The organism is Vagococcus hydrophili (assembly GCF_011304195.1).
Lineage (GTDB): Bacteria > Bacillota > Bacilli > Lactobacillales > Vagococcaceae > Vagococcus > Vagococcus hydrophili.
On sequence record NZ_CP049887.1, the window covers coordinates 2,025,929 to 2,048,544 of the forward strand.

Genomic DNA, 22,616 nt, shown 5'->3' on the forward strand with positions numbered 1-22,616 from the left:
GACTTTTTATGTCATGGTTCTTTTTTATTGACAATCTAGAATTACGGAGATATCATAGATTACAAATATCCGTGATTGAAGGTGAAAACACTGAAATATTCTAAAGCAACTGACTATGCACTTCATACTATGCTGTTCTTAAGCCAATCTAGAAGAGGTGAAACCGTTAGTGTGATTGATCTAGCCCAAAAGCAAAACATTTCCCCTACCTATCTTTCTAAAATATTAACGAAACTATCAAAAGAAGGTTTAGTTAAAGCGACATCTGGTGTTAAAGGTGGCTACCGAATTGCGTCTAATTGGCAAGAAATATCTTTTTTAGACATCGTTCATGCCATTGAAGGTCGGCAATCTTTGTTTGAATGTTACGTTCATGAAGATCCTAACTGTGGCATAAAGAAAGTGATGTATGAAGCAGAGAGCAGGATGGAAGAAGTTTTAAAGAATCAAACGTTAGGTACTTTACTAGAAAATCAGTAGAGTACTTAGTTTTTAAATTAATTGTGGATATTAAATATCTTTAATAGGAGTGTTTAGATGAGTTTCATACTTTTTTTAATTTTGGGAATCGCAGCAGGAGCGTGTTTCCCAGTTCAAGCAACGATCAATTCTAGATTAGCTAGTTTTGCTAAAAATCCTTTAACGGCATCTTTGATTGCTTTTTCAGTTGGAAGTGTGGTTTTATTTGTATTAGTGGTTCTTTTTAATTTTAAGTCCTTTTTCACTATGGATACCAGTGTTTCACCTTTAATTTTTATAGGTGGGCCAATTACAGGTGTCCTCTATAATGTGGCGAATATTATTTTATTTTCTAAAATAGGGGCGATGATTACAACGATTATCACAATCACTGGACAAATGGTCATGGGAATGCTGATTGATCATTTTGGCTTGTTAGGAATGCCAGTATCTGAAATATCTGCAAATAGATTAGTAGGTATTAGTATTATGTTAGTCGCAATCTTTTTGTTTCAAAAAAGTAAGGTTCAAGGAAGTTCAGAAGAAAGTATTTCCAAAAAATGGTTATTGATTGGTGTTATAGCGGGAACTTTTCCACCGCTTCAAGCCGCTTTTAATGGTCAACTACGTGTGGCAACACAATCTGTATTACTATCCACATTCCTTTCTTTTTTTATTGGTGCAATCATATTAGTTCTAATTTTGTTATTAGTTGAAAAAAGAATCGACATTCCAAGAGTAGACACAGTGGGTGAGAAACTTCCTTGGTGGCTTTATGTTGGTGGATTATTTGGAATTGTTATTGTAGGAGGCAATATTCTAGTCATTCATACACTAGGTTCAATCATCACAACTATTGTCTTTATTTTAGGTCAATTAGTCATGGCGACGTTAATTGATCGAATGGGTGTATTCGGACTACAAAAACGAAAAATAATGCCCATGCAGTACGCCTCAATAGGAATGATTGTTTTTGCACTATTTTTAGTGTAATACGATAAAAAAATCGAGGCAGACCATGATTTAAAGGTCTACCTCGATTTAATTATTGATTAAAAACTTTTTTTAACACTTTTCTAGCGCCTAAATCTTGGGTCTCGCGGTAATTGTCTTTATGAATTTCTGTCATTCTTTGAAGTTGTTTTTCTGAAAGAGTCATAGATTCAATCAAGACGTACCACTCAACATTTTCAGTTAGAGGTGGTGTTGTTAGTGAACCAAGATAGTGATAATAGTCTAAGTTTTTAGGGACTAAGTTAAGTAAATTAATATGGTTATCAAATTCAGATTCGTCCAAGTGACTTAGAATATCATCAATGGTTGAATTAGCTGCTCCGACTTCGAAATGGACAGCAATAACAGCCATTTTACCACTCTCAGATTGATGCACGAGATGAAGTTCTAAGGGGAAATCTTTCCCATCAATGGTATGCTCACCTTTAGCGTGAAAATGAAATTGTTGAAACTCAAATTTTCGATTATTAATGGATGCCACACCATTTAAATAACCTTGAATACAGTAGCCTGTATTAACAATAGCGTTTGCTTTTTTTCGGTAACGTAAGATAATATCGCCATCATCATTCATTGGTAGAGTATCATTGTTTACTATATCTATTGGAGATTGGTATTGGTGAGATGGGCAAACCCATTCTTCTTTTTTTTCATAGTTCCAATCCACAGCATTAAATTTAATTTTTTTCATACGTTTGGACTCCTTAATAAAGAATAAGTTGTAAAAATTTTACCTAAAAAAAAGGAATTGTACAAATATAACGCATTGAAAAGAATAAAAAAAATAACTTGACTTCTTAGAATAGTTCCTGTAAATTAATACTCAACATAACAAATGTATTCCGTTGAATAGGAAAGTATGAATAATAAGTAGCGTAGAGAGATCTTGGTTGGTGAAAAAGATTGTACAAGTTATTTAGAAAATGGCCTTGGAGGAAAATCGTCGATAAGTAGGCGATTAACGGGTAGCTCACCGATATCAGGAGCACTAATAACTCTAGTTACTTTTTGGAGCGTTAGTTGAGGGAAACAAATTGTTTCTAAAAAAAGGTGGTACCGCGAATAATATTCGCCCTTTTATTAGCTTAGGCTAGTAAAAGGGTTTTTTTTTATATCAAAAAAGCATTGATTAAGTAAGTATATTAAGAAATCATTTAAAAGAGAGCTTCGGTTGGTGAAAAGAAGTAATGAGGAATTAATAGAAAATGGCTTAAGAGCATTTTTATCCAAGTCTTGAGTATAAGGATAAAACGGCAGCGTCCGTTATCACGCTAGAGTATGATGGTACTTGAAGAGTAGTTACATGTGAGTGTAGCTAAAAATGAGGTGGTAACGCGTTAAAAACGTCCTCAAAAGCATTGTTTAGGCAATGTTTTTGAGGGCGTTTTTTATTTATATAAAAGGAGTGGGAAAATGATTAGATTAGAAAAAATAGACGTAACCTTTAAGCAAGATAAAAAAGAAATTAAGGCAGTTAGAGATGTTTCTCTTGAGGTAAAAAAGGGAGAAATATTTGGGATTGTGGGTTATTCAGGAGCTGGAAAAAGTACTTTAGTTCGAGTGATTAATTTACTACAACGACCAACAAATGGAGAAGTCAAAGTACGAGGAACATCTCTTACTAAATTGAACAGTAAAGAATTACGAGAAGAGCGGAAAAATATAGGGATGATTTTTCAACATTTTAATTTGATGAATCAACGAACGATTTATGACAATGTAGATTTTTCATTAAAGTATTCTAAGTTATCAAAAGCAGCAAGACAGAAAAAAGTTTTAGACTTACTAAAATTAGTTGGTTTAGAAGATAAGGTGACAGCCTACCCAAACCAATTATCTGGGGGACAAAAACAACGGGTCGCCATTGCTAGAGCTTTAGTCAATGACCCTGAAATACTATTATGTGATGAAGCGACTAGCGCTCTTGATCCTAAAACCACGGCTCAAATTTTAGAATTATTAAAAGAATTAAATGAGAAATTAAACTTAACCATTGTTTTAATTACTCATGAGATGCAAGTCGTGAAAAACATTTGTCACCGAGTTGCGGTGATGGAAGATGGAAAAGTGATTGAGGAAAAACGGACGATTGAATTATTCAGTAACCCAGAAAAAGAATTATCTCAAGATTTTATAAAAACAGCGACTCACATCGATCAAGCACTGGAAACTATTTTAAACCATCAAGTCTTATCTAGCTTAGCCGTAGATGAAGAACTCGTTGAGTTATCATATGTAGGAAATCAAACGGCAGAACCGTTAATTGCTGATTTATATAGTAAGTTCCAAGTGAAGACTAATATTTTATACGGCAATATCGAGATTATTCAAGACACACCAATCGGGCATTTGATTGTTAATTTAAAAGGAAACAGTACCCAAAGAAGTAAGGCTTTAAGCTATTTAGAAACACAACAAGTTAAGGTCAAAACAATTAAACAAACGAAAGAAAAACAAATTATTTCTTTAGTAGAAGGAGGATTTTAATGAACGAGTTGATACAGAATTTGTTACCTAATGCCTCACAGATTCCCAATGAATTTGTTGATGCGACGATTCAAACAATTTACATGGTTTTTTGGACCACGTTAATTGCAGGCATTTTAGGAATATTACTTGGTTTATTGCTGATTATTATTGGACCTAAGGGGTTCTTAAAAAATAATTGGTTATACAACATACTAGATAAAGTGATTAATACAGTGAGGTCGATTCCTTTTATTATTTTACTGACCTTATTGGGAGTGGTGACTCGTTTCATTGTTGGAACAACCATTGGTGAAACGGCTGCACTTGTTCCTTTGATTATTGGGGTGGTTCCTTTTTACGCGCGTCAAATCGAGAATACCCTTTTAGAAGTTGACCCTGGTGTGATTGAGGCAGCAGAATCAATGGGAACGTCACCTGTAGGAATTTTATTTAGAGTTTATTTAATCGAAGGGTTACCAGGAATTGTTCGAGTTTCTGCAGTTACGGTGATTAACGTGATTGGTTTTACCGCCATGGCTGGAGCTGTGGGTGCCGGAGGTTTAGGTAATTTAGCTGTCACAAGAGGTTACAACAGATTTCAAACAGATATTACAGTAGTAGCGACACTGTTAATCTTAGTTTTAGTTTTTACGAGTCAATGGGCAAGCAATAAAATAATTAAAAAAATTAGTCATTAAAAAGGAGAAATTATCATGAAAAAAATATTAAAAGCAAGTTTAATCTTATTAGCTATTACAGGAATCGCCGCAGGATGTTCTAAGGGAGATGCCAAAGAAAGTAAAGAAGAGCAAAAAACAGTAAAGTTAGGCGTGATTGGTGCAGATACAGATGTTTGGGATGATGTTCAAAGTCGTTTAAAGGATGAAGGAATTAAGTTAGAATATGTGAAATTTAGTGATTACAATCAACCAAATGGGGCTTTAGCAGATGGTTCCATTGATTTGAACGCCTTCCAACATCAATTCTTTTTAGATAATTACAACAAAGAACACAAAACTGATTTAGTATCCATTGGGAACACAGTAAATGCACCAATGGGAATTTATTCAGATAAAGTAAAAGACCTCAAAGAACTAAAAGAGGGAGCTGAAATTGCGATACCTAATGATGTAACCAATGGTGGTCGTGCTCTGTTACTACTTCAAACAGCAGGTATCATTAAAATTGATCCAAGCAAAGGACAAGCACCAACCGTTTCAGATATTACTGAGAATAAAAAGAAGGTAAAAGTGACAGAACTAGATGCGGCTCAAACGGCAAGAGCGCTGCAAGATGTAGATATTTCAGTGATTAATAGTGGGGTCGCCGTTGATTCTGGTTTTAATCCTCATAAAGATGCGATTTTTGAAGAACCAGTGGATGAAAAATCAAAACCTTACGTAAATATAATTGTTGCTAGAAAAGAAGATGAAAACAATAAAGTATACCAAAAAATAGTGGATGCTTATCAGACAGAGGAAACAAAGAAAGTTATCGAGAAAACTTCTAAAGAGACAAGTTTTCCAGCGTGGGAAACATTTGGACGAAAATAATAAATATATAGACCACTTTAAGAAATATTGCTTAAATTTAGAGCTAATATTACAAAAGTGTTACAAAGCATGTTAGGATGTAGTTATAAATAGAGTTTTAATACAGAAGAAAGGGTGAATGAAAATGAAAAAGTTTAGAATTGCTGTTGTTGCTTTGTACTTTTTGTCTTTTGTTTCTCCTGTAGTGTCTCTAGCGGCTACAGCTCCTAAAAAAGTGAATAATGGAACAACCAAAAAAGAAGTCAAATCTTCCTTTGTTATGAAAAATAGTCAAGTGACAGTTGGAGATAAATGGTCTTCTGATTTAAACTTTGTCTCAGCAACAGATGACGCAGGTAAAAAACTAGTTTGGAAAGATATTAGTAAAAATGTGACAACCAAAGGAACGGTGGATACGGCAAAAGTTGGTAAGTATCCGGTCACCTATACATGGAATAAGATTACCCAAACAGTTAATGTTGAAGTCATCGAAAAACCAAAACCTAAAATAGCCTTAAAAGAAATTAAAGCTAAAAGTGTGACCATCACTCAAGGTCAAAATTTTGATGTGTCACAAGTCTTTGAATCAGCGACAACAACAGATGGTAAAGTTCTTAGTTACAATGATGTTGTTAGTTTACTCAAAGTTGAAAACTTAGTTAACACGAATCAACCAGGAACCTACAATGTAACGTTCACAAGTGGCACTTTAAAAGCAGTTTCTACAGTGACAGTTGTTGCTAAAAAAGTTGAACCCACTGAATTGAAAGTTGTAAATAGTACGTTGAAAGTGGGAGATAAATGGTCACCAAATATGAATTTCCAAGGTGTCCTTATGTCGGACGGCACCATGTTAAATTGGAATCAAGTAGCCAAAGATTTAGTAGTAAGTGGTGGCGTTGATACGACAAAAGCTGGTAATTACGATATCACTTATCAATACGGTAACTTCAAACAGACTATTACAGTAACAGTTGAAGCAAAAGAAATCATCACTGTTCAAGAGATTAAAGTTAAAGATACAACGTTGACTGCCAATGCTAAATGGGAAGCCAAAGATAATTTTGATTATGTCCTACTTTCAAATGGACAAAAACAAACTTGGGATGAAATTGGTAAAGATATTGTTGTTAAGGGTGCAGTGGATACAACTAAGCCTGATACTTACAAAGTAACTTATACATACGGTGGGAAAGAAGCTGTAGCAACGATTAATGTGAAAGCTCAAGAAATGGTGAAAGTTCAAGAAGTGGTGGTGAAAGATAGCGCATTAGAATTAAATTCTAAATGGGAAGCTAAGGATAATTTCAACTATGTTCTCATGTCAGATGGTACCAAACGTGAGTTTAAAGACGTTGAAAAAGAGTTGAAAATTAAAGGTGAGGTTAATACAAAAAAAGCTGGTACTTACAAAGTGGTTTACACTTTAGAAGATAAATCAGCCACAGCCACAATTAATGTGAAAGCCCAAGAAGTCGTGAAAGTTCAAGAAATTTCAGTGAAAGATACGAATTTACCACGAGGTACTAAATGGAAAGCTAGAGATAACTTCAATTATGTGTTAATGTCAGATGGCACGAAACGTCAATGGAAAGATGTTGAAAAAGAGATTAAGGTGACTGGTAAAGTTGATAATCAACAGGCAGGAACCTACAAAGTAACTTATAAATACGAAGATAAAGAAGCAACTGCTAAAGTGACGGTTAAGGACATGGAAGTGATTAAAGTCCAAAGTATAACTTTAAAGAATACAACCCTTGATTATGGTAGTAAGTGGGAAGCAAAAGACAACTTCGTCAGTGCTCGTTTAACAAGTGGCGTGGATCAAAGTTGGAAAGACGTCGCTAAAGATATTAAAGTTAAAGGCTCAGTAGATACGCAAAAGCCTGGTACGTATAAAGTTGTTTACACATTAGCAGATAAATCTGAAACAGCAACCATTACTGTTAAAGAGAAGAAAAAAGCAGTGGTTAAGCCAACAACCAAAACAACGAAAAAAACATATCCTGTCACAACTAGAAAAACATTACCTCAAACAGGAACGAAGGAAAACATCAAACTCTTCGTAGGTGGTATTTCTCTAGTTATCGGGGTAGGATCTCTTCTTATCATTAAACTAAGAAAAGAAGAACTGTAAATATATAACCAAAAGAGCAGCAACAGGAGTAAAAACCTGTTGTTGCTCTTTTAATTATCTCTAAAAAAAGAGACTCACAAGTTCTGTGAGCCCCTCAATGATAACCTCTTATAAAACGTCGGCTTCTCCAATAAGTTCTGAGTGTGCGACTGTGTTTGTTTTGCTTAATGTCATTAATGGTGCTTTATCAACGTTTGTTAAAGCAACGATAATGTCAGTTTGTTTACCAGCGCTTGCAACAGCGTCTAAATCCATTGTAGCGATTAAAGTGTCAGCAGTTACGCTATCTCCTTCTGAAACTTTTACATCAAATGGCTTACCAGCAAGTTCGACAGTATCTAATCCCATATGAATCAGAACTTCAATGCCTAAGCTAGAAGTAATGCCAATCGCGTGTTTTGTATTGAAAATATTCGTTACTTTTCCTTCAACAGGAGCGTAAACATGTGTATCTGTAGGTTTAATGGCAAATCCGTCACCCATCATTTTTTGAGAAAAGACTGGATCAGGTACTTCTGTAATTGGAATACAAGATCCGTTTACTGGAGCGTAAAAACTTTCAGTACCAACTTGAGTTACTTCTGGATTAGAAACGGCTTCTTCTTCATTGATAGTAGGTGCATCAACTTTCCCACCAACAGGATCTAATTTATTTAAGATACCACGTTGTCTGAAGAAAATAGTCAAAATAATTGGTACAACGATAGCGATTGCCATTCCGATACCAAAATTAATTTTTGAACCAGATTGAATAGATATAAGGGCAGGTAAACCACCAATACCCACACCAATTGCTTTAACGTTCATCACAGTGATGTAGCATCCAGCAATACCAGAACCAATCATTGCAGCAACGAAAGGATATAGGAATTTTAAGTTAATCCCAAACATAGCAGGCTCAGTAACACCTAAGTAAGCTGAAATAGTAGAAGGAATTGAAACTTGTTCTTCTCTTTTATTTCCTCTATGTAGATAAACAACTGCTAATACCGCAGAACCTTGAGCAATATTGGATAAAGCAACCATTGGCCAAAGTGTTGTATAGCCAAGGTCAGCAACCATTTGTAAATCAATGGTTAACATTAAATGATGTAAACCAGTGATAACAAGTGGTGCGTAGAATGTTCCATAAATAATACCGAATAACCAAGAGAAGTTAGAATCAATTGCTGTAGAAACGACGTTAGTAATTTGGCTACCAATAGCCCAACCAACTGGACCTAAGATAACATGTGCAGCTAATACAGTTGGTACTAATGAAAGAAAAGGTACGAAAATCATTGAAATTGATTGTGGGACATACTTTCTAAAGAAAATCTCTAGATAAGCTAACATGAAACCGGCTAACATGGCTGGAATAACTTGGGCTTGATACCCAATCATTTGAACTTGCGCAAACCCAAAGTCCCAAACAGGGATATCAGCTGCAGCAGTTGATGCTACCCCGTATGCATTTAGAAGTTGTGGGGAAACTAGGGTAATCCCTAGGACAATTCCTAAAATCTGAGTCGTCCCCATTTTTTTAGCAATACTCCATGTAATCCCAACTGGTAGGAAATGGAAGATAGCTTCACCAATTAACCAAAGAAACGAGTGAACACCTGCCCAAAATTGTGAATGTTCAATGATCGTTTGACCACCAAAAGCGCCAATTGGCACACCGTCCATTAAATTTCTAAAACCGAGAATCAAACCACCAATAATAATTGCAGGGATAATAGGGGCAAATACTTCTGCTAAAACAGAAACCGCACGTTGAACCACGTTTAAGTTTTGTTTAGCTGCTTCTTTTCCAGCGTCCTTAGAGACACCAGAGATACCAGATACTGCTGAAAAATCATTAAAGAAAACGGGTACATCATTTCCGATAATAACTTGAAACTGTCCAGCATTCGTGAACATTCCTTTGACGACTGGGATGTCATCGATTTTGTCTTCATCTGCTTTACTCGGGTCGTTTAAAACAAAGCGCATACGAGTGGCACAATGACTAACTGCAGCGATATTATCTTTACCACCAATAAATTCAAGTAAATCTTGAGCTTCCTTTTGATATTTTCCCATGTTTGTCACTCCTTTTTATTTAACTTGTCTAGTCAAGTTGTTTTTTACAAATTAATCATAACTATTTTTGCATTTTTTTGCAAGCGTTTTTATGTAAAAATATTTTTTTAAAGGTATAAACCTTTATATGATAAGGTTTTATAAAAAGCGTTATTTAATATTATTATCTTTTGAATTGTCAATCGACTATTTTTTTGCTATTATAATTTTATAAATGTATATACAAGTATAAGGGGTGTATTTATGATAATGTTAAAAATTTATGAGCAAAAACCAAGTGTTATAAGTAATAATGAGGAAAATATGGTTTTACTAGATCAATTAAAAATAGAAGATGAGTTACTAAAAGTAAAACAAATCATTAATAAAAAAGAAATAAAAGGTGCCGTTTTCTTTAACGAAACTTTAAATGATAAAGAATTAACAGAAACGCTCTATACATTAACAGAAACTTTGAATATCCCAGTGTGTTTAAATGATGAGACAAAAAATATGGAGAAAGAAATTCAAAAAAAATGTGAAGACTATCCTTTTGAGTTAACTTATTTTGATTATCCTAAAGGAAAACAAGAATATTCCGTTGAATCATTATTAACAGTAGGTAATGGCTATCTTGGTTTGAGAGGAACAAGTCCAGAGATGTCGATTTCAGATAGTAATTATCCAGGAACTTATGTTGCGAGTGTTTATAATACAGCTGAATCACTTGTTGAAGGCGCAACGATTGAAAATGAAGATTTTGTTAATCTACCAAATGGACAAAAAATGTACTTAGTTGTTGATGGAGAAATTATTACTATTGAAGATAACGAACTAAGTTCAATTAAGCGAACAATGAATTTAAAAACAGGTGAATTAACCATTAATACTGAGCTAATTTTAAAAAATGGTGCTCATCTTTCAATTTGTGTGAACAAAATGGCGAGCATGGCACATAGAAATTATTACGGTCTTAAGTATTCATTTAAAATCAATCAATCAGTGAGTGATATTCAATTTATTTCAGAATTAGATGGAGATGTGTATAACTATAATGTGGAACGTTACCGTAAATTAACTAACCACCACTTAACTGTTATGGACAAAAAAGCTGACGGAACAAAAGCCTCTCTTTTAGTAAAAACAAACCAATCGAACATTGAAGTTTATCAAGAAAGTCACTTGTTAAGTCAAGATATCGATTTAGATAAACTAGAGAACCAAGTATTAGATAAAAAAGTTAAACAGCTGGTTACGTTAGATATTAAAGAAAACCAATGGCTAACTGTTGAGAAAATAGTTTTTGTTACTAAAAATCAAACTGAGGATAAGGCGTTAGAAGAGTTTCCAACATATGCTAAGTTACTGGCTGATTCAGCAACAGAATGGGAAAAATTATGGCAAGAAGCCTCAATTAAAGTAACCGGCGATTTAATGTCACAAAAAATGTTGAATTTACATACGTATCATATGCTAAGCTCAGCTTCTCCAAATGGAAATAAAGAATTGGATGCATCAATTACCGCTAGAGGTCTACACGGTGAAGCTTACCGTGGTCATATTTTCTGGGATGAATTATACATGTTGCCTTTCTATATCATTCATTTCCCTGAAACAGCAAAACAATTATTGATGTATCGTTATGATCGTTTAGAAATGGCTAAAAAATTAGCCAAAGATGAAGGTCATTTAGGTGCTATGTATCCTTGGCAATCTGGATTAGATGGTCGCGAACAATCTCAAAAACTTCACTTGAATCCATTAAGTGGTGAGTGGAAAGAAGATTTAAGTTGCAGACAACGTCACGTTTCCTTAGCGATTGCTTATAATGTGTGGTCTTACTATCAATATACGAAAGACCAAGCCTTTTTAAACGAATGTGGTGTCGAAATGTTAACAGAAATTACAAAATTCTGGTTATCATTAACAAGCTACAACGAAAGCGAAAATCGTTACTCAATCACTGGTGTTATGGGTCCAGATGAGTTCCACGAAGCTTATTCTGATAGAGAAAAGGGCGGTTTGGACAACAACGCTTATACTAATTTAATGGTCACTTGGTTGCTAGATATTATGCCAACGGTTAAAAAGGAAAGTGGTCAGTCGATTGCTCTTGATTTTGAAAAAATGGAAGATGTTCGAAAAAAATTAAAATTAGAGATTAATGAAGAAGGTGTCATTGCTCAATTTGATGGCTACTTTGAATTGAAAGAAATTGACTGGGACTACTACCAAAATAAATATGGCAATGTTTACCGTATGGATCGTATTTTACATGCAGAAGGAAAAACGCCAGATGACTATAAGGTTGCTAAGCAAGCCGATAGTTTGATGATTTTTTATAACTTCCCGAAAGAAACGGTGACGGATTTATTAACAACATTAGATTATCATTTGCCAGAAGATTATGTAGAGAAAAATCTTTTATATTACTTAAACCGAACATCACATGGTTCAACATTATCTCGTGTGGTTCATTCACAACTTGCTGAAATGGTTGATGACCGTGAGTTGGCATGGAAGTTATATCAAGAAGCTCTTTATTCTGATTACCGAGACATCCAAGGTGGAACAACAGCGGAAGGTATTCATACGGGGTTATGGCATCTACGTTACACATTACCTTATCTGCCTTTGCAGGTCTAGATATTAGAGGTGAAGTGATTAAATTTGATCCTCATTTACCAGAACGATGGTCAGAGTTGACTTTCACATTCAGTAAACAATCAGTAAGGTTTAAAGTGACTATTAACAAAGACAAAATGATTGTTTGTGTAAATAAAGATTGTGTAGTGATGATTGGTTCTGAATTAGTGTCTTTAAAAAAAGGATCAGAAAACGAAATAACTTATTAATTTCTGCTTTTCAGATTGCATATCAAAAGGCTCGCCTTTATAATGAGTGGTAGAGGAGAGACTGTATGAACAAATTTAAAGAAATTTTTCTAGATTTAGAAGAGAAAATATTAAACAATGAATACCCACCTCACACGTTATTACCTAGTGAAAACCAGTTAATAAAAATGTATGGTGTTTCAAGAGAAACCATTAGAAAAGCTTTGAATTTACTGACGAATGCTGGTTATATTCATAAAAAACAAGGGAAAGGTTCCATTGTTTTAGATATGAATCGCTTTGATTTTCCTATATCAGGATTGACAAGTTATAAAGAACTTCAAGAAAATCAACGAATTCCTAGTGAGACGATTGTTGTGGAACTTAAAAAAATCGCTACACCCAAGGAATTGAGTAAATTAACTGAATGGCCAGTGGCTTCTGAAATTTGGAAATTAGTGAGACAAAGAAAAATTGATGGTGAAGTGGTGATTTTAGATAAGGATTACTTACTAAGTGATATTATCGAAGAACTACCTAAAGAAAAAGCGGAAGAATCGATTTACAAGTATTTTGAAGAAGATCTTGATTTGACAATTGCTTACGCGCAAAAAGAAATATCTGTCGAGCCTGTCACTAAAGAGATGCGAGATTTAATGGATTTACATGGTGATCAACATGTTGTTGCTGTTAAAAGTTTAGTCTATTTAGAAGACACGAGATGTTTTGAGTACACAGAGTCCCTCCATCGTTTGGATAAATTCAAATTTGTTGAGTTTGCTAGACGACGAAAAACCTAATTAAATACTACTACTAAGACGAAGAGTTTACTCTTCGTCTTAGTGCTATTATTTAACAATAAAAATAAAAGTCTGTGAAAAACGAAAAGGTTTAGGAGGAGCAAAAATGGGTGAAGAGAAGTTAAGAAAAGAGATATCGTTGTTAGGGGCATTTTCAACTGTTATGGGGACGGTCATTGGTGCAGGAGTCTTTTTCAAGGTTGCAACAGTAACGAAGGAAGCTGGCTCACCCGGAATGACCTTACTTGCTTGGGCTCTTGGTGGCGTGTTGACGTTGTGCGCGGGGTTGACTAGCGCGGAACTTGCAACGGCTATCCCAAAAACAGGTGGTGCCGTTAAATACATTGAATATACATACGGTAAAATCTGGGGATTTCTACTTGGTTGGGCACAAATGATGATTTATTTTCCAGCAAATATTGCTGCATTATCAATTATTTTTAGTACGCAATTAATTAATTTATTCCAATTAGATGTAACATACTTACTACCGATTGCCATGGTAGTAGGTTTTTCAATAACATGCATTAATTTACTAGGAACAAAAGTGGCTTCTCGTTTTCAATCGGTTGCTTTAGTCTTAAAATTGATTCCTATTTTATTAATTATTGTGGTTGGCTTGTTTAAAGGAAGTGGAGAAACAATCTCTCTTATTCCTCAAACCACAGGTGATCGTAGTTTTCTCGCTCAATTTAGTGGAGCGTTGTTTGCTACATTATTTGCCTATGACGGCTGGTTAGGTGTCGGAGCTGTAGCAGGAGAGATGAAGAATCCCGAAAAAGATTTACCTAAAGCTATTTTTTCGGGTCTATTCTTTATTACTTGCGTGTATGTGGTCATTAATTTTGTTTTCTTAAAAACACTTCCTTTTGAATCAATCGTGGGAAATGTAAATGCTGCTAGTGATGTGGCCAATAAACTTTTTGGTGATTTTGGTGGTAAATTAGTCACTATTGGGATTTTACTGTCAGTTTATGGTGCTTTAAACGGCTATACAATGACAGGAATTAGAGTTCCTTATGCTTTAGCGGAAGAGGAATTGATTTTAGGTAGTAAACAGTTGAAAAAACTATCTAAACAGACCAAAGTTCCTTATGTTGCAGCACTAGTTCAAGTGGGAATTGCCATGGTGATGATGTCTTTAGGTTCATTTGATTTATTAACGGATATGTTGGTTTTTGTTATTTGGATTTTTAGTGTGATGATTTTTGTGGCGGTCTTTATTTTAAGAAAAAGAGAGCCAGAACTTAATCGACCTTATAAAGTGCCTCTTTATCCAGTGATTCCAATTATCGCGATTGTTGGTGGGATTTTTATTTTAGCTGTTACAATTATTACCCAGTTTAAGCTTGCAATAGTTGGGATAGGTATTACTCTATTAGGTGTTCCAGTTTATTTAATACAAGCAAAAAAAGTGAAGAAAGACTAATTTGTCTTTCTTCACTTTTTTTGTTTTATCTAGTTACTTTTCATTAGTTCTTCTACGTACGCCACTGTTTCTGGTTGGGTAGATTCGATTTTTTCGATACTTTCTTTGAATTGTGGTAAGTGATCTTTATGAGCGATTAGTAATTCGTCTAAAATTGTTTTAGCCATAACACCGCCAGGAATTAATGGATTAACAGTGAAAGCATGTAGAGCAGCTCCGTAACTTCCTGTGATGGCTGCTTTGATAACTGTTTCTTCCATGCCTTTCATGTTTTGAATAACACCACGTGCTGCTGGTGGAAAACTTCCCCAGTTATATGGTTCATGTCCGTGTGAAGTGACAGGTCCTGATACTTCTACTACACAATCATAAGGAAGATCTGTAATCGTTCCGTTATTTTGTGTTGAAACCACCATATCCGTGCGTTTGTCATTATAGATTGAAGCGATTAATTCGCATGCTGCATCACTGTAATGAGTTCCGCCACGTTGTTCTAGTTCTTTTGGTTTGTAGTCTAAGTTAGGATCTTTGTATAACTCAAAAAGTTTTGCTTCAGTTTCTTTAACAACTTGAGCTCTTGTTTCTCCTCGTTTAAATTCATCAATTGAATGCTCTAACATTTCGTCTTCAATGTAGTAATAACGATGGTAGCCACAAGGTAACATCCCTAAATCTTTTAATTGTTCATAGTGGAACGGTGCATCCCAAATATTTTTCAAATGGCTTTCTTGCTCATTTTGTGGTCCATAAATTAAATCGATTAATTCATCAGTTCGTTCGTTTCCAGCTTTATCCCAAACTCGGTGCCAATGGAAATGATTAATTCCAGCAAATTTAAAGAATAAATCTTCTTCTGGAACGTTTAATTTTTCAGCGGCTTGCTTTCTATGACCGATTGGTACGTTACAAAGACCAGCTGTTTTTTTCCAACCACCATGTTTGATAGCTGCTTCTGTCACCATACCTGCTGGATTGGTAAAGTTAACTAACCAAGCGTCAGGACATAATTCTTTCATGTCTTCAATGATACTTAAGATAACCGGAATAGTACGTAGTGCTTTAAAAATACCACCAGCACCGTTTGTTTCTTGTCCTAAAACACCGTGAGAAAGAGGGATTCTTTCATCTTTAATTCGGGCATCTAGTAAACCAACTCTAAATTGAGTGGAAACAAAATCAGCATCTTTTAAAGCTTCACGACGGTCTAAAGTTAAATGAATGCTCCAATCAAGACCAGCAGCTTTCACCATTCTTTTTGCCATTTCCCCAACAATCTCTAATTTTTCTTGACCTTCTTCAATGTCAACTAACCAAATTTCTTTAATTGGTAGTTGATCTTGTCTTTTAATATATCCTTCAATTAATTCTGGTGTATAACTTGAACCGCCACCAATTGTGACAATTTTTAAAGCATCTCTACTCATGTTCATCCTCCTAAAATTAATAATAAATTCGCTTACAAAACTAGGGTACAATGTGGGAATGTTCCCATGTCAAGCGCTTTTATGATAAAATTATAAATAAATAGTCAAAGGGGAAGAAAAGATGGCGACAATTATTGATGTGGCAAAAGCAGCAGGGGTTTCTAAATCAACGGTTTCTAGAGTGTTAACTGATAATGGCTATGTAAGTGAAAGCAGTCGTCAAAAAGTATTAGCTGCTATGGAGGAAATTGGTTATATTCCCAATATATTGGCTAGGCAATTTCAATCTGGCGTCACAAAAACAATTGGCTTTATTGCCCCAAGTTACTTAAGTACCATGGGAAAATTTTTACAAGTTTTTATGGAAACGGCTAAAAAATATGGTTACTTTGTCAATTTATATTTAACAAGTGGAGATAAACAAAAGGAACTTGAAGCGTTAAATCAAATGAAGTTTAAACAAATTGACGGTATTTTTATTTTAACAAGAACAAACGAGTGGGAGGTCATTGAAAAATTTAGTCAGTATGGTCCTATTTCAACGTGGAATCGAATTGAGGAAGACTGGATTTATTCTGCATATTTTGATCATTATGAAGGTTATTTCAAGGCTCTTAATTATTTATATGATGAAGGATATCGGGAATTTGGGCATGTTTTAGGAAACTCTCAAAATCTCAACACGAAAGCTAGAATGAAAGCTTTAAAAGAATTCCATGAAACCAAGGGAATTAAACTAAACCCAGATTGGTTAATTCAAGAATCTCGACTTTATGATGATGGAAAATTAATAGGGGAGAAGTGGCTGAATAGTGAACAAAAACCAGAGTGCTTAGCTTTTTATTCAGATTATGTCGCCGCTCAGTTTATTTCTAAAATTGAAGAAGAAGGATTTAAATCACCTGATGATGTTGGGGTGTTAGGGTTTGATAATAGTGAAATAAGTGATTTAATGCATATCACAACCGTTGACTACTCCATCGAAAAGCAAGCCTATAATTCTTTTATTTACTTGTATAATCAACTTAATGACATGGCTATTCCAGAAGAGAAGCTAACAACTAAAATTATTAAAAGAAAAACAATATGAATAAAAAACCGAATTTGCTATTCCAAATCGGAATAGCAAACTCGGTTTTAAATTTTGACTAAATATTTTTTTAATATTCTAAGGGCGATATCAGGAAATTCATCTGATAATAATCCCATAGCAGATAAAATATAGCTTTGATCTAAATAAAAATTTGGTTGAATTGGTTTTAAATAAGGATCATCGACCTCTCGTAAACAAGCAGCGATCATGGTTTCGGCCTGTTGACTATGGATTAGGATCCCTCCTGTACCAATGACGGATTGAAACTTACCTAAATCTTTTCCAGTTTGATAAAGTAAAACACGAGAAGGTGTAGGCTCTCTTCTATAACTACCAGCATGTCGATTAAAGGCAGTTTCAATGGCAATTTTTCCCATGGCTTCATCAAAAGCAATCTCATCCTCAGATTCAGCTACCATATCAGGGTGAGCGGACCTGTACTCACATTTTTGATAAACGTCCTCTTCTGTTATGTCTGGTAAATAACGAGTAAATCCAGTGGTTTTAACAGACTCCAAAAGACTTAATGCAGAGTAGCGCATACCTAAATCTCCTTCAACCGTTCTTTTAGCTGTCGGTTCTTGAAGACCTTCAACACGAATCTCAAGATTTTGAGGTTTCCCGTCGCCGATCGAATGTAAATCCGTCGTAGCCCCGCCAATATCAATCACAAGAACATTATCTAATCCTTTTTCAGACGTCGTTCCATGTGCTAAAATTTCTGCAGCGTGTAAAACGGCAGTTGGTGTTGGCATGAGGATATTCCCGATTTCTTTTTCAGCGGTATCCATTCCTTTGGCTTCAACGATTTTCTTCATAAAAATATCTCGTAAAATTTCCCTTGTTGGCTGATCATTTAAAACATTGATTTGAGGCATCACGTTTTCAGTCATATAGTAAGGAAGATTTGTTAGACTTAGCAATGCTTCTATTGTAGGATAAGCTTCTTCATTTCCGGCAACCACAATCGGGAAAGTGCGTGTTAATGAAGTTAAGAGTGTGACGTCTTTAATAATCCCTTCAGTATTCCCGCCATTAGTGCCCCACAAACTAAAATAATGTCAGGATCTAAACTTTCTATCTCTCTGATGTCCTCTTCTTTTAGACCATAGCTGTAAACTTTAAGAATTCTAGTACCAGCACCTAAAGCGGCCCGTTTAGCTGCTTCAGTTGTTAAGGTAGGAGAAAGACCAATCGCAATCATTCTAAAGCCACCTCGGGCAGAAGAACAAGCGAAATGATGCTTAAATTCTATGTTAGGTTGTTTGATAGTCTCGATTAATTCTTTTTTTGCGCTGTAAAAGCCATTCATAATAGAAGTTTCAATCGTTGTTTTAGATTTTGAGGTTCCTAAGACGATTTCTTTTTCTAAATCAACAGCTGTTAGTTTTGTATAGGTACTGCCAAAATCAATAAGTAGGCAATTTGTCATGATTTTTCCTTCTTTCTTAAAAAATAAAAAATAATATTTTTGTTATTTTATCGTTTTTTTAGTTATCTATTTTCCGTCAAATGAGCGTCTAAGTTGACAAATTAAGATAAACTTTAATAACTATTTTATTTTCAAATAAATAATAAAAAATAGAATAATAAGATAAAAAAAGATAGAGATTAATAAAAAATATAAGTTCTTTTAATGAGAAAACCGAAGAATTTGGAACTTAAATCAAAGATTACATTTGAACGATAGGCTTAATTAAAAGCAAACTATTACAATTAAAAAGGGTTAAAGTCAAAAAAATGTCAAAAATAGGTAATGAAGAAATTTTATAATTTTTATAAAAATAAAATAACATAAAATAACGATTTTGTTTCAGTCGAAAATCAGTAGTTAAAACCGTTCTAAAGGGTGTAATTTAAGCTTTTTGGTGTATTGACACTAAAAAATAGCAGTGTTATTCTTTGTATGTAATTGAAAGCGCTATACTTGACAAAAAGCAAAATAACTAACTTTTTCAAAAGGGGAGGTTTACAAGAAATTTTTGTTCGGTAGTTCACTGATTTGTTTTTATTAAGTATAATGTAAATTAAAATAGTATGAGGTAAGTAAACTTACTATCATTTATTTTTAACAAAAATAGAGAGGAAGTTGTTTCAATGGCAAAAATAATTGAATGTGTACCAAATTTTAGTGAAGGTAAAAATGAAGAGGTTATCAACGGATTAGTATCAATTGCTAAAAGCGTAGGAGGCGTAACTCTTTTAGATCATTCATCAGACGCTAGCCACAATCGTAGCGTATTTACATTAGTAGGTGACGAAGTAGGCATCCAAGAAGCAGCATTCCAATTAGTAAAATATGCAAGTGAAAACATTGATATGACTAAACAACAGGGTGAACACCCACGTATGGGAGCAACAGACGTTGTACCATTTATCCCTATTAAAGATTCTTCAGTTGAAGAATGTGTTGAAATTTCTAAAAAAGTAGCTAAACGAATTAATGACGAATTAAATATTCCAATCTTCTTATATGAAGATTCAGCATCAACTCCAAGTCGCAAAAACTTAGCGAAAGTTCGTAAAGGACAATTTGAAGGAATGCCTGAAAAATTACAAGAAGAAGAATGGGCACCAGATTTTGGTGAAAGAAAAATCCATCCTACTGCTGGTGTAACAGCTGTTGGAGCTAGAATGCCTCTTGTAGCATTCAACGTAAACTTAGATACTTCTGATATTACAATTGCTAACAAAATCGCTAAAATCATCCGCGCTTCAGGTGGTGGATTCAAATATGCTAAAGGTATCGGCGTTATGTTAGAAGATCGTAACATCGCTCAAGTATCAATGAACATGGTTAACTTTGAAGGAACTCCTTTATATAGAACATTTGAAACAATCCGCATGGAAGCTAAACGTTACGGCGTTAACATCATCGGAAGCGAAATCATCGGTTTAACTCCAGCTAAAGCAATGATCGATTGTGCTGAGTACTACTTACAAGTAGAAGACTTTGATTACGGTAAACAAATTTTAGAAAACCACTTATTAGGATAAGGAGAGAGACATAGATGAAATTAGTAGACTTAACAGTAACAGATTTTATTGAAACATTAGGTTCAGACGCTCCAGCTCCTGGTGGCGGATCTGCTGCAGCTTTATCAGCAGCAATGGGAATCTCATTAACTAAAATGGTGTGTGAATTAACAATCGGCAAGAAAAAATACGCTGAGTTCGAAGATGAAATTAAATTAGTCTTTGATGAAACAAAAGCGCTTCAAGATCACTTAGTAAAAGCGATTGACGAAGATACAGAAGCATTTAACGTGGTTTCTGCAGTATTCAGTATGCCAAAAGAAACAGACGAAGACAAAGCAGCAAGACGTAAAGCAATGCAATCAGCTTTAGAAGGTGCTGCTGAATCTCCATTTAGAATGATGAAATTAATGGTTAATGCTTTAGAAGTGACTCAAAAAGCCATTGGTAAATCAAACACAAACGCAGCAAGTGACTTAGGTGTTGCAGCGCTTAACTTAAAAGCAGGTCTTCAAGGGGCTTGGTTAAATGTTTTAATTAACTTATCAGGAATTAAAAATGAAGAGTTCGTTGCTCAACATCGCGGCGAAGGCGAAAAATTATTAGCAATGGGAACTGCCTTAGCTGATGAAATTTATGTTGAAACATTAAAAGTCGTTTAAACAGATTAAAAAAATAAAAAATTAGTTTTTCTAAGAATGAAAGGATGAAATTTTACACATGTCATATTTATCAGATATCGAAATCGCAAACCAAGTTACAATGAAACCAATTAAAGATGTAGTTGCTCCTTTAGGAATTGAAGAAGATCAATTAACTCTTTACGGAAATTATAAAGCTAAATTAAGCGCTCATGAATTAGGTAAATTACAAGATAAAAAAGACGGTAAATTAATCTTAGTAACAGCTATTACACCAACTCCAGCTGGAGAAGGTAAAACAACAACTTCTGTTGGTTTAGCTGATGGGTTTGCTAAATTAGGCAAAACTGCCATGATCGCTTTAAGAGAACCATCATTAGGACCAGTTTTTGGTGTTAAAGGTGGAGCTGCTGGTGGGGGACATGCACAAGTTGTTCCTATGGAAGATATTAACTTACACTTTACTGGTGACTTCCATGCCATTGGAGCTGCTAACAACCTTTTAGCTGCTTTAATCGACAACCATATTCACCATGGTAACGCATTAAACATCGACAGCCGTAACATTACTTGGAAACGTGTTGTGGATATGAATGACCGTCAATTACGCCATATTGTTAACGGCCTTCAAGGTCGCGTTAACGGTGTTCCTCGTGAAGACGGATATGATATTACTGTAGCATCTGAAATTATGGCTGTTTTATGTTTAGCTAACGATCCAGATGATTTAAAAGTAAAACTTAACAAAATGATTATTGGTTATAGTTTTGAAGGTAACCCAGTAACTGCTGGCGATTTAAAAGCTGGTGGCGCATTAGCTGCTTTACTTAAAGATGCTATCCATCCAAACTTAGTTCAAACATTAGAACACACACCAGCAATCATTCACGGTGGCCCATTTGCCAATATCGCTCATGGTTGTAACAGTGTTATCGCAACTAAATTAGCTTTAAAATATGCTGATTATGCGATTACTGAAGCTGGATTTGGTGCTGACTTAGGTGCTGAAAAATTCATCGACATTAAATGTCGCTTAGGAAACTTAAAACCAGACGCAGTTGTTTTAGTAGCAACAATCCGCGCTCTTAAAATGCACGGTGGCGTTCCTAAAAAAGAATTAGAACCAGAAAACGTTGAAGCTGTTGTTGCAGGTTTAACTAACTTAGACAAACATATCCAAAACATTCAAGAAGTTTATGGAATGCCAGTTGTTGTGGCAATCAACAAATTCCCATTAGATACAGATGCTGAATTAGTAGCTGTAGAAGAAGCTTGTAAAGAGCGTGGCGTAGACGTTGTTCTTTCAGACGTATGGGCTAATGGTGGTGAAGGTGGTAAAGACTTAGCTGAGAAAGTAATCGAATTAGCTGAACGTCCAAACAACTTCAAATTTGTTTATGATTTAGAAGATAGCATTGAAGAAAAATTAAACAAAATCGTTCAAAAAGTTTACGGTGGTAACGGCGTAGAAATCGTACCAGCTGCTCGTAAACAACTTAAAAAATTAGAAGAATTAGGTTTTGGCAACTTACCAATTTGTATGGCTAAAACACAATATTCATTCTCAGATGATCAAACTAAGATTGGTGCACCAACAGACTTTACAGTAACAATCCGTAACTTAAAAGTTTCTGCTGGAGCAGGATTTATCGTAGCACTTACAGGAGCTGTTATGACAATGCCTGGTTTACCAAAATCACCAGCATCTGAAAGAATTGATATTGACGGTGAAGGTAACATCACTGGATTATTCTAGAAAAAGGTG

General features: G+C 34.8%; 17 protein-coding genes, 1 pseudogene and 2 other annotated features. Of the genes and pseudogenes, 14 read left to right on the forward strand and 4 right to left on the reverse strand.

The window, feature by feature from the left end; all coding sequences use genetic code 11:
- The first annotated feature begins 81 nt into the window (after nt 1–81).
- A complete protein-coding gene (locus G7082_RS09975) occupies nt 82–480 on the forward strand; it encodes an Rrf2 family transcriptional regulator (protein ID WP_238842643.1) in 399 nt (132 codons plus the stop codon).
- Between the two features lie 57 nt (nt 481–537).
- Nucleotides 538–1,452 (forward strand): DMT family transporter, encoded by a 915-nt coding sequence (locus G7082_RS09980; RefSeq protein ID WP_166034944.1) that lies wholly within the window; start codon nt 538–540, stop codon nt 1,450–1,452.
- Between the two features lie 52 nt (nt 1,453–1,504).
- Here the strand turns inward: G7082_RS09980 and G7082_RS09985 are convergent, their stop codons facing one another.
- The gene (locus G7082_RS09985; RefSeq protein ID WP_166034945.1) at nt 1,505–2,164 is read right to left on the reverse strand and encodes a carbonic anhydrase family protein; all 660 of its coding nucleotides are present in this window, start codon (nt 2,162–2,164) and stop codon (nt 1,505–1,507) included.
- A 145-nt stretch (nt 2,165–2,309) separates the two neighbouring features.
- Nucleotides 2,310–2,553 (forward strand) — a binding site (T-box leader).
- Between the two features lie 36 nt (nt 2,554–2,589).
- Nucleotides 2,590–2,827, forward strand: a binding site (T-box leader).
- A gap of 59 nt (nt 2,828–2,886) precedes the next feature.
- Here G7082_RS09985 and G7082_RS09990 point away from each other — a divergent pair.
- The 4 genes from G7082_RS09990 to G7082_RS10005 all read left to right on the forward strand — a co-directional run bounded on the left by G7082_RS09990 (nt 2,887) and on the right by G7082_RS10005 (nt 7,611).
- On the forward strand, nt 2,887–3,960 hold the full coding sequence (locus G7082_RS09990; RefSeq protein WP_166034946.1) for a methionine ABC transporter ATP-binding protein: 1,074 nt from the start codon (nt 2,887–2,889) through the stop codon (nt 3,958–3,960).
- On the forward strand, nt 3,960–4,640 hold the full coding sequence (locus tag G7082_RS09995) for a methionine ABC transporter permease (protein ID WP_166034947.1): 681 nt from the start codon (nt 3,960–3,962) through the stop codon (nt 4,638–4,640). Before G7082_RS09990 ends, G7082_RS09995 begins: the two co-directional genes overlap by 1 nt.
- A gap of 15 nt (nt 4,641–4,655) precedes the next feature.
- A complete protein-coding gene (locus G7082_RS10000; RefSeq protein ID WP_166034948.1) occupies nt 4,656–5,495 on the forward strand; it encodes a MetQ/NlpA family ABC transporter substrate-binding protein in 840 nt (279 codons plus the stop codon).
- Between the two features lie 124 nt (nt 5,496–5,619).
- Nucleotides 5,620–7,611, forward strand: coding sequence for a bacterial Ig-like domain-containing protein (locus tag G7082_RS10005; RefSeq protein ID WP_166034949.1), 1,992 nt, complete (start codon nt 5,620–5,622; stop codon nt 7,609–7,611).
- Nucleotides 7,612–7,719: 108 nt separating this feature from the next.
- On the opposite strand, the gene treP is transcribed toward G7082_RS10005, so the two are convergent.
- On the reverse strand, nt 7,720–9,675 hold the full coding sequence (gene treP / locus G7082_RS10010) for a PTS system trehalose-specific EIIBC component (protein WP_166034950.1): 1,956 nt from the start codon (nt 9,673–9,675) through the stop codon (nt 7,720–7,722).
- A gap of 243 nt (nt 9,676–9,918) precedes the next feature.
- Between treP and G7082_RS10015 the strand changes: the two genes are divergently transcribed.
- The 4 genes from G7082_RS10015 (at nt 9,919) to G7082_RS10030 (ending at nt 14,717) form a co-directional block, all read left to right on the forward strand.
- Entirely contained in the window at nt 9,919–12,300 is a 2,382-nt protein-coding gene (locus G7082_RS10015; protein ID WP_166034951.1) for a glycoside hydrolase family 65 protein, read from the forward strand.
- Nucleotides 12,255–12,509, forward strand: a complete 255-nt coding sequence (locus G7082_RS10020; protein WP_166034952.1) for a glycosyl hydrolase family 65 domain-containing protein — start codon at nt 12,255–12,257, stop codon at nt 12,507–12,509. The genes G7082_RS10015 and G7082_RS10020 overlap by 46 nt, the downstream gene beginning before the upstream one ends.
- A gap of 65 nt (nt 12,510–12,574) precedes the next feature.
- Nucleotides 12,575–13,288: a trehalose operon repressor gene (gene treR, locus G7082_RS10025; RefSeq protein ID WP_166034953.1), complete on the forward strand. Its 714-nt coding sequence runs from the start codon at nt 12,575–12,577 to the stop codon at nt 13,286–13,288.
- 106 nt (nt 13,289–13,394) lie between these two features.
- On the forward strand, nt 13,395–14,717 hold the full coding sequence (locus G7082_RS10030) for an APC family permease (RefSeq protein WP_166034954.1): 1,323 nt from the start codon (nt 13,395–13,397) through the stop codon (nt 14,715–14,717).
- Nucleotides 14,718–14,746: 29 nt separating this feature from the next.
- On the opposite strand, the gene G7082_RS10035 is transcribed toward G7082_RS10030, so the two are convergent.
- Nucleotides 14,747–16,141, reverse strand: coding sequence for a 6-phospho-beta-glucosidase (locus G7082_RS10035; protein WP_166034955.1), 1,395 nt, complete (start codon nt 16,139–16,141; stop codon nt 14,747–14,749).
- Between the two features lie 121 nt (nt 16,142–16,262).
- Between G7082_RS10035 and G7082_RS10040 the strand changes: the two genes are divergently transcribed.
- A complete protein-coding gene (locus G7082_RS10040; protein ID WP_166034956.1) occupies nt 16,263–17,231 on the forward strand; it encodes a LacI family DNA-binding transcriptional regulator in 969 nt (322 codons plus the stop codon).
- 47 nt (nt 17,232–17,278) lie between these two features.
- Here the strand turns inward: G7082_RS10040 and glmL are convergent.
- A pseudogene (gene glmL, locus G7082_RS10045) lies at nt 17,279–18,666 on the reverse strand (methylaspartate mutase accessory protein GlmL).
- Between the two features lie 665 nt (nt 18,667–19,331).
- Between glmL and ftcD the strand changes: the two are divergent.
- The 3 genes from ftcD to G7082_RS10060 are packed head-to-tail and all read left to right on the forward strand — an operon-like array spanning nt 19,332 to nt 22,607.
- Nucleotides 19,332–20,231 carry a glutamate formimidoyltransferase gene (ftcD, locus tag G7082_RS10050; RefSeq protein WP_166034957.1) on the forward strand — a complete coding sequence of 300 codons (900 nt, stop codon included), beginning with the start codon at nt 19,332–19,334 and terminating at the stop codon, nt 20,229–20,231.
- A 14-nt stretch (nt 20,232–20,245) separates the two neighbouring features.
- The gene (locus tag G7082_RS10055; RefSeq protein ID WP_166034958.1) at nt 20,246–20,872 is read left to right on the forward strand and encodes a cyclodeaminase/cyclohydrolase family protein; all 627 of its coding nucleotides are present in this window, start codon (nt 20,246–20,248) and stop codon (nt 20,870–20,872) included.
- 58 nt (nt 20,873–20,930) lie between these two features.
- Complete coding sequence (locus G7082_RS10060) at nt 20,931–22,607, forward strand: formate--tetrahydrofolate ligase (protein WP_166034959.1); 1,677 nt, start codon at nt 20,931–20,933, stop codon at nt 22,605–22,607.
- The last annotated feature ends 9 nt before the right edge of the window (nt 22,608–22,616 follow it).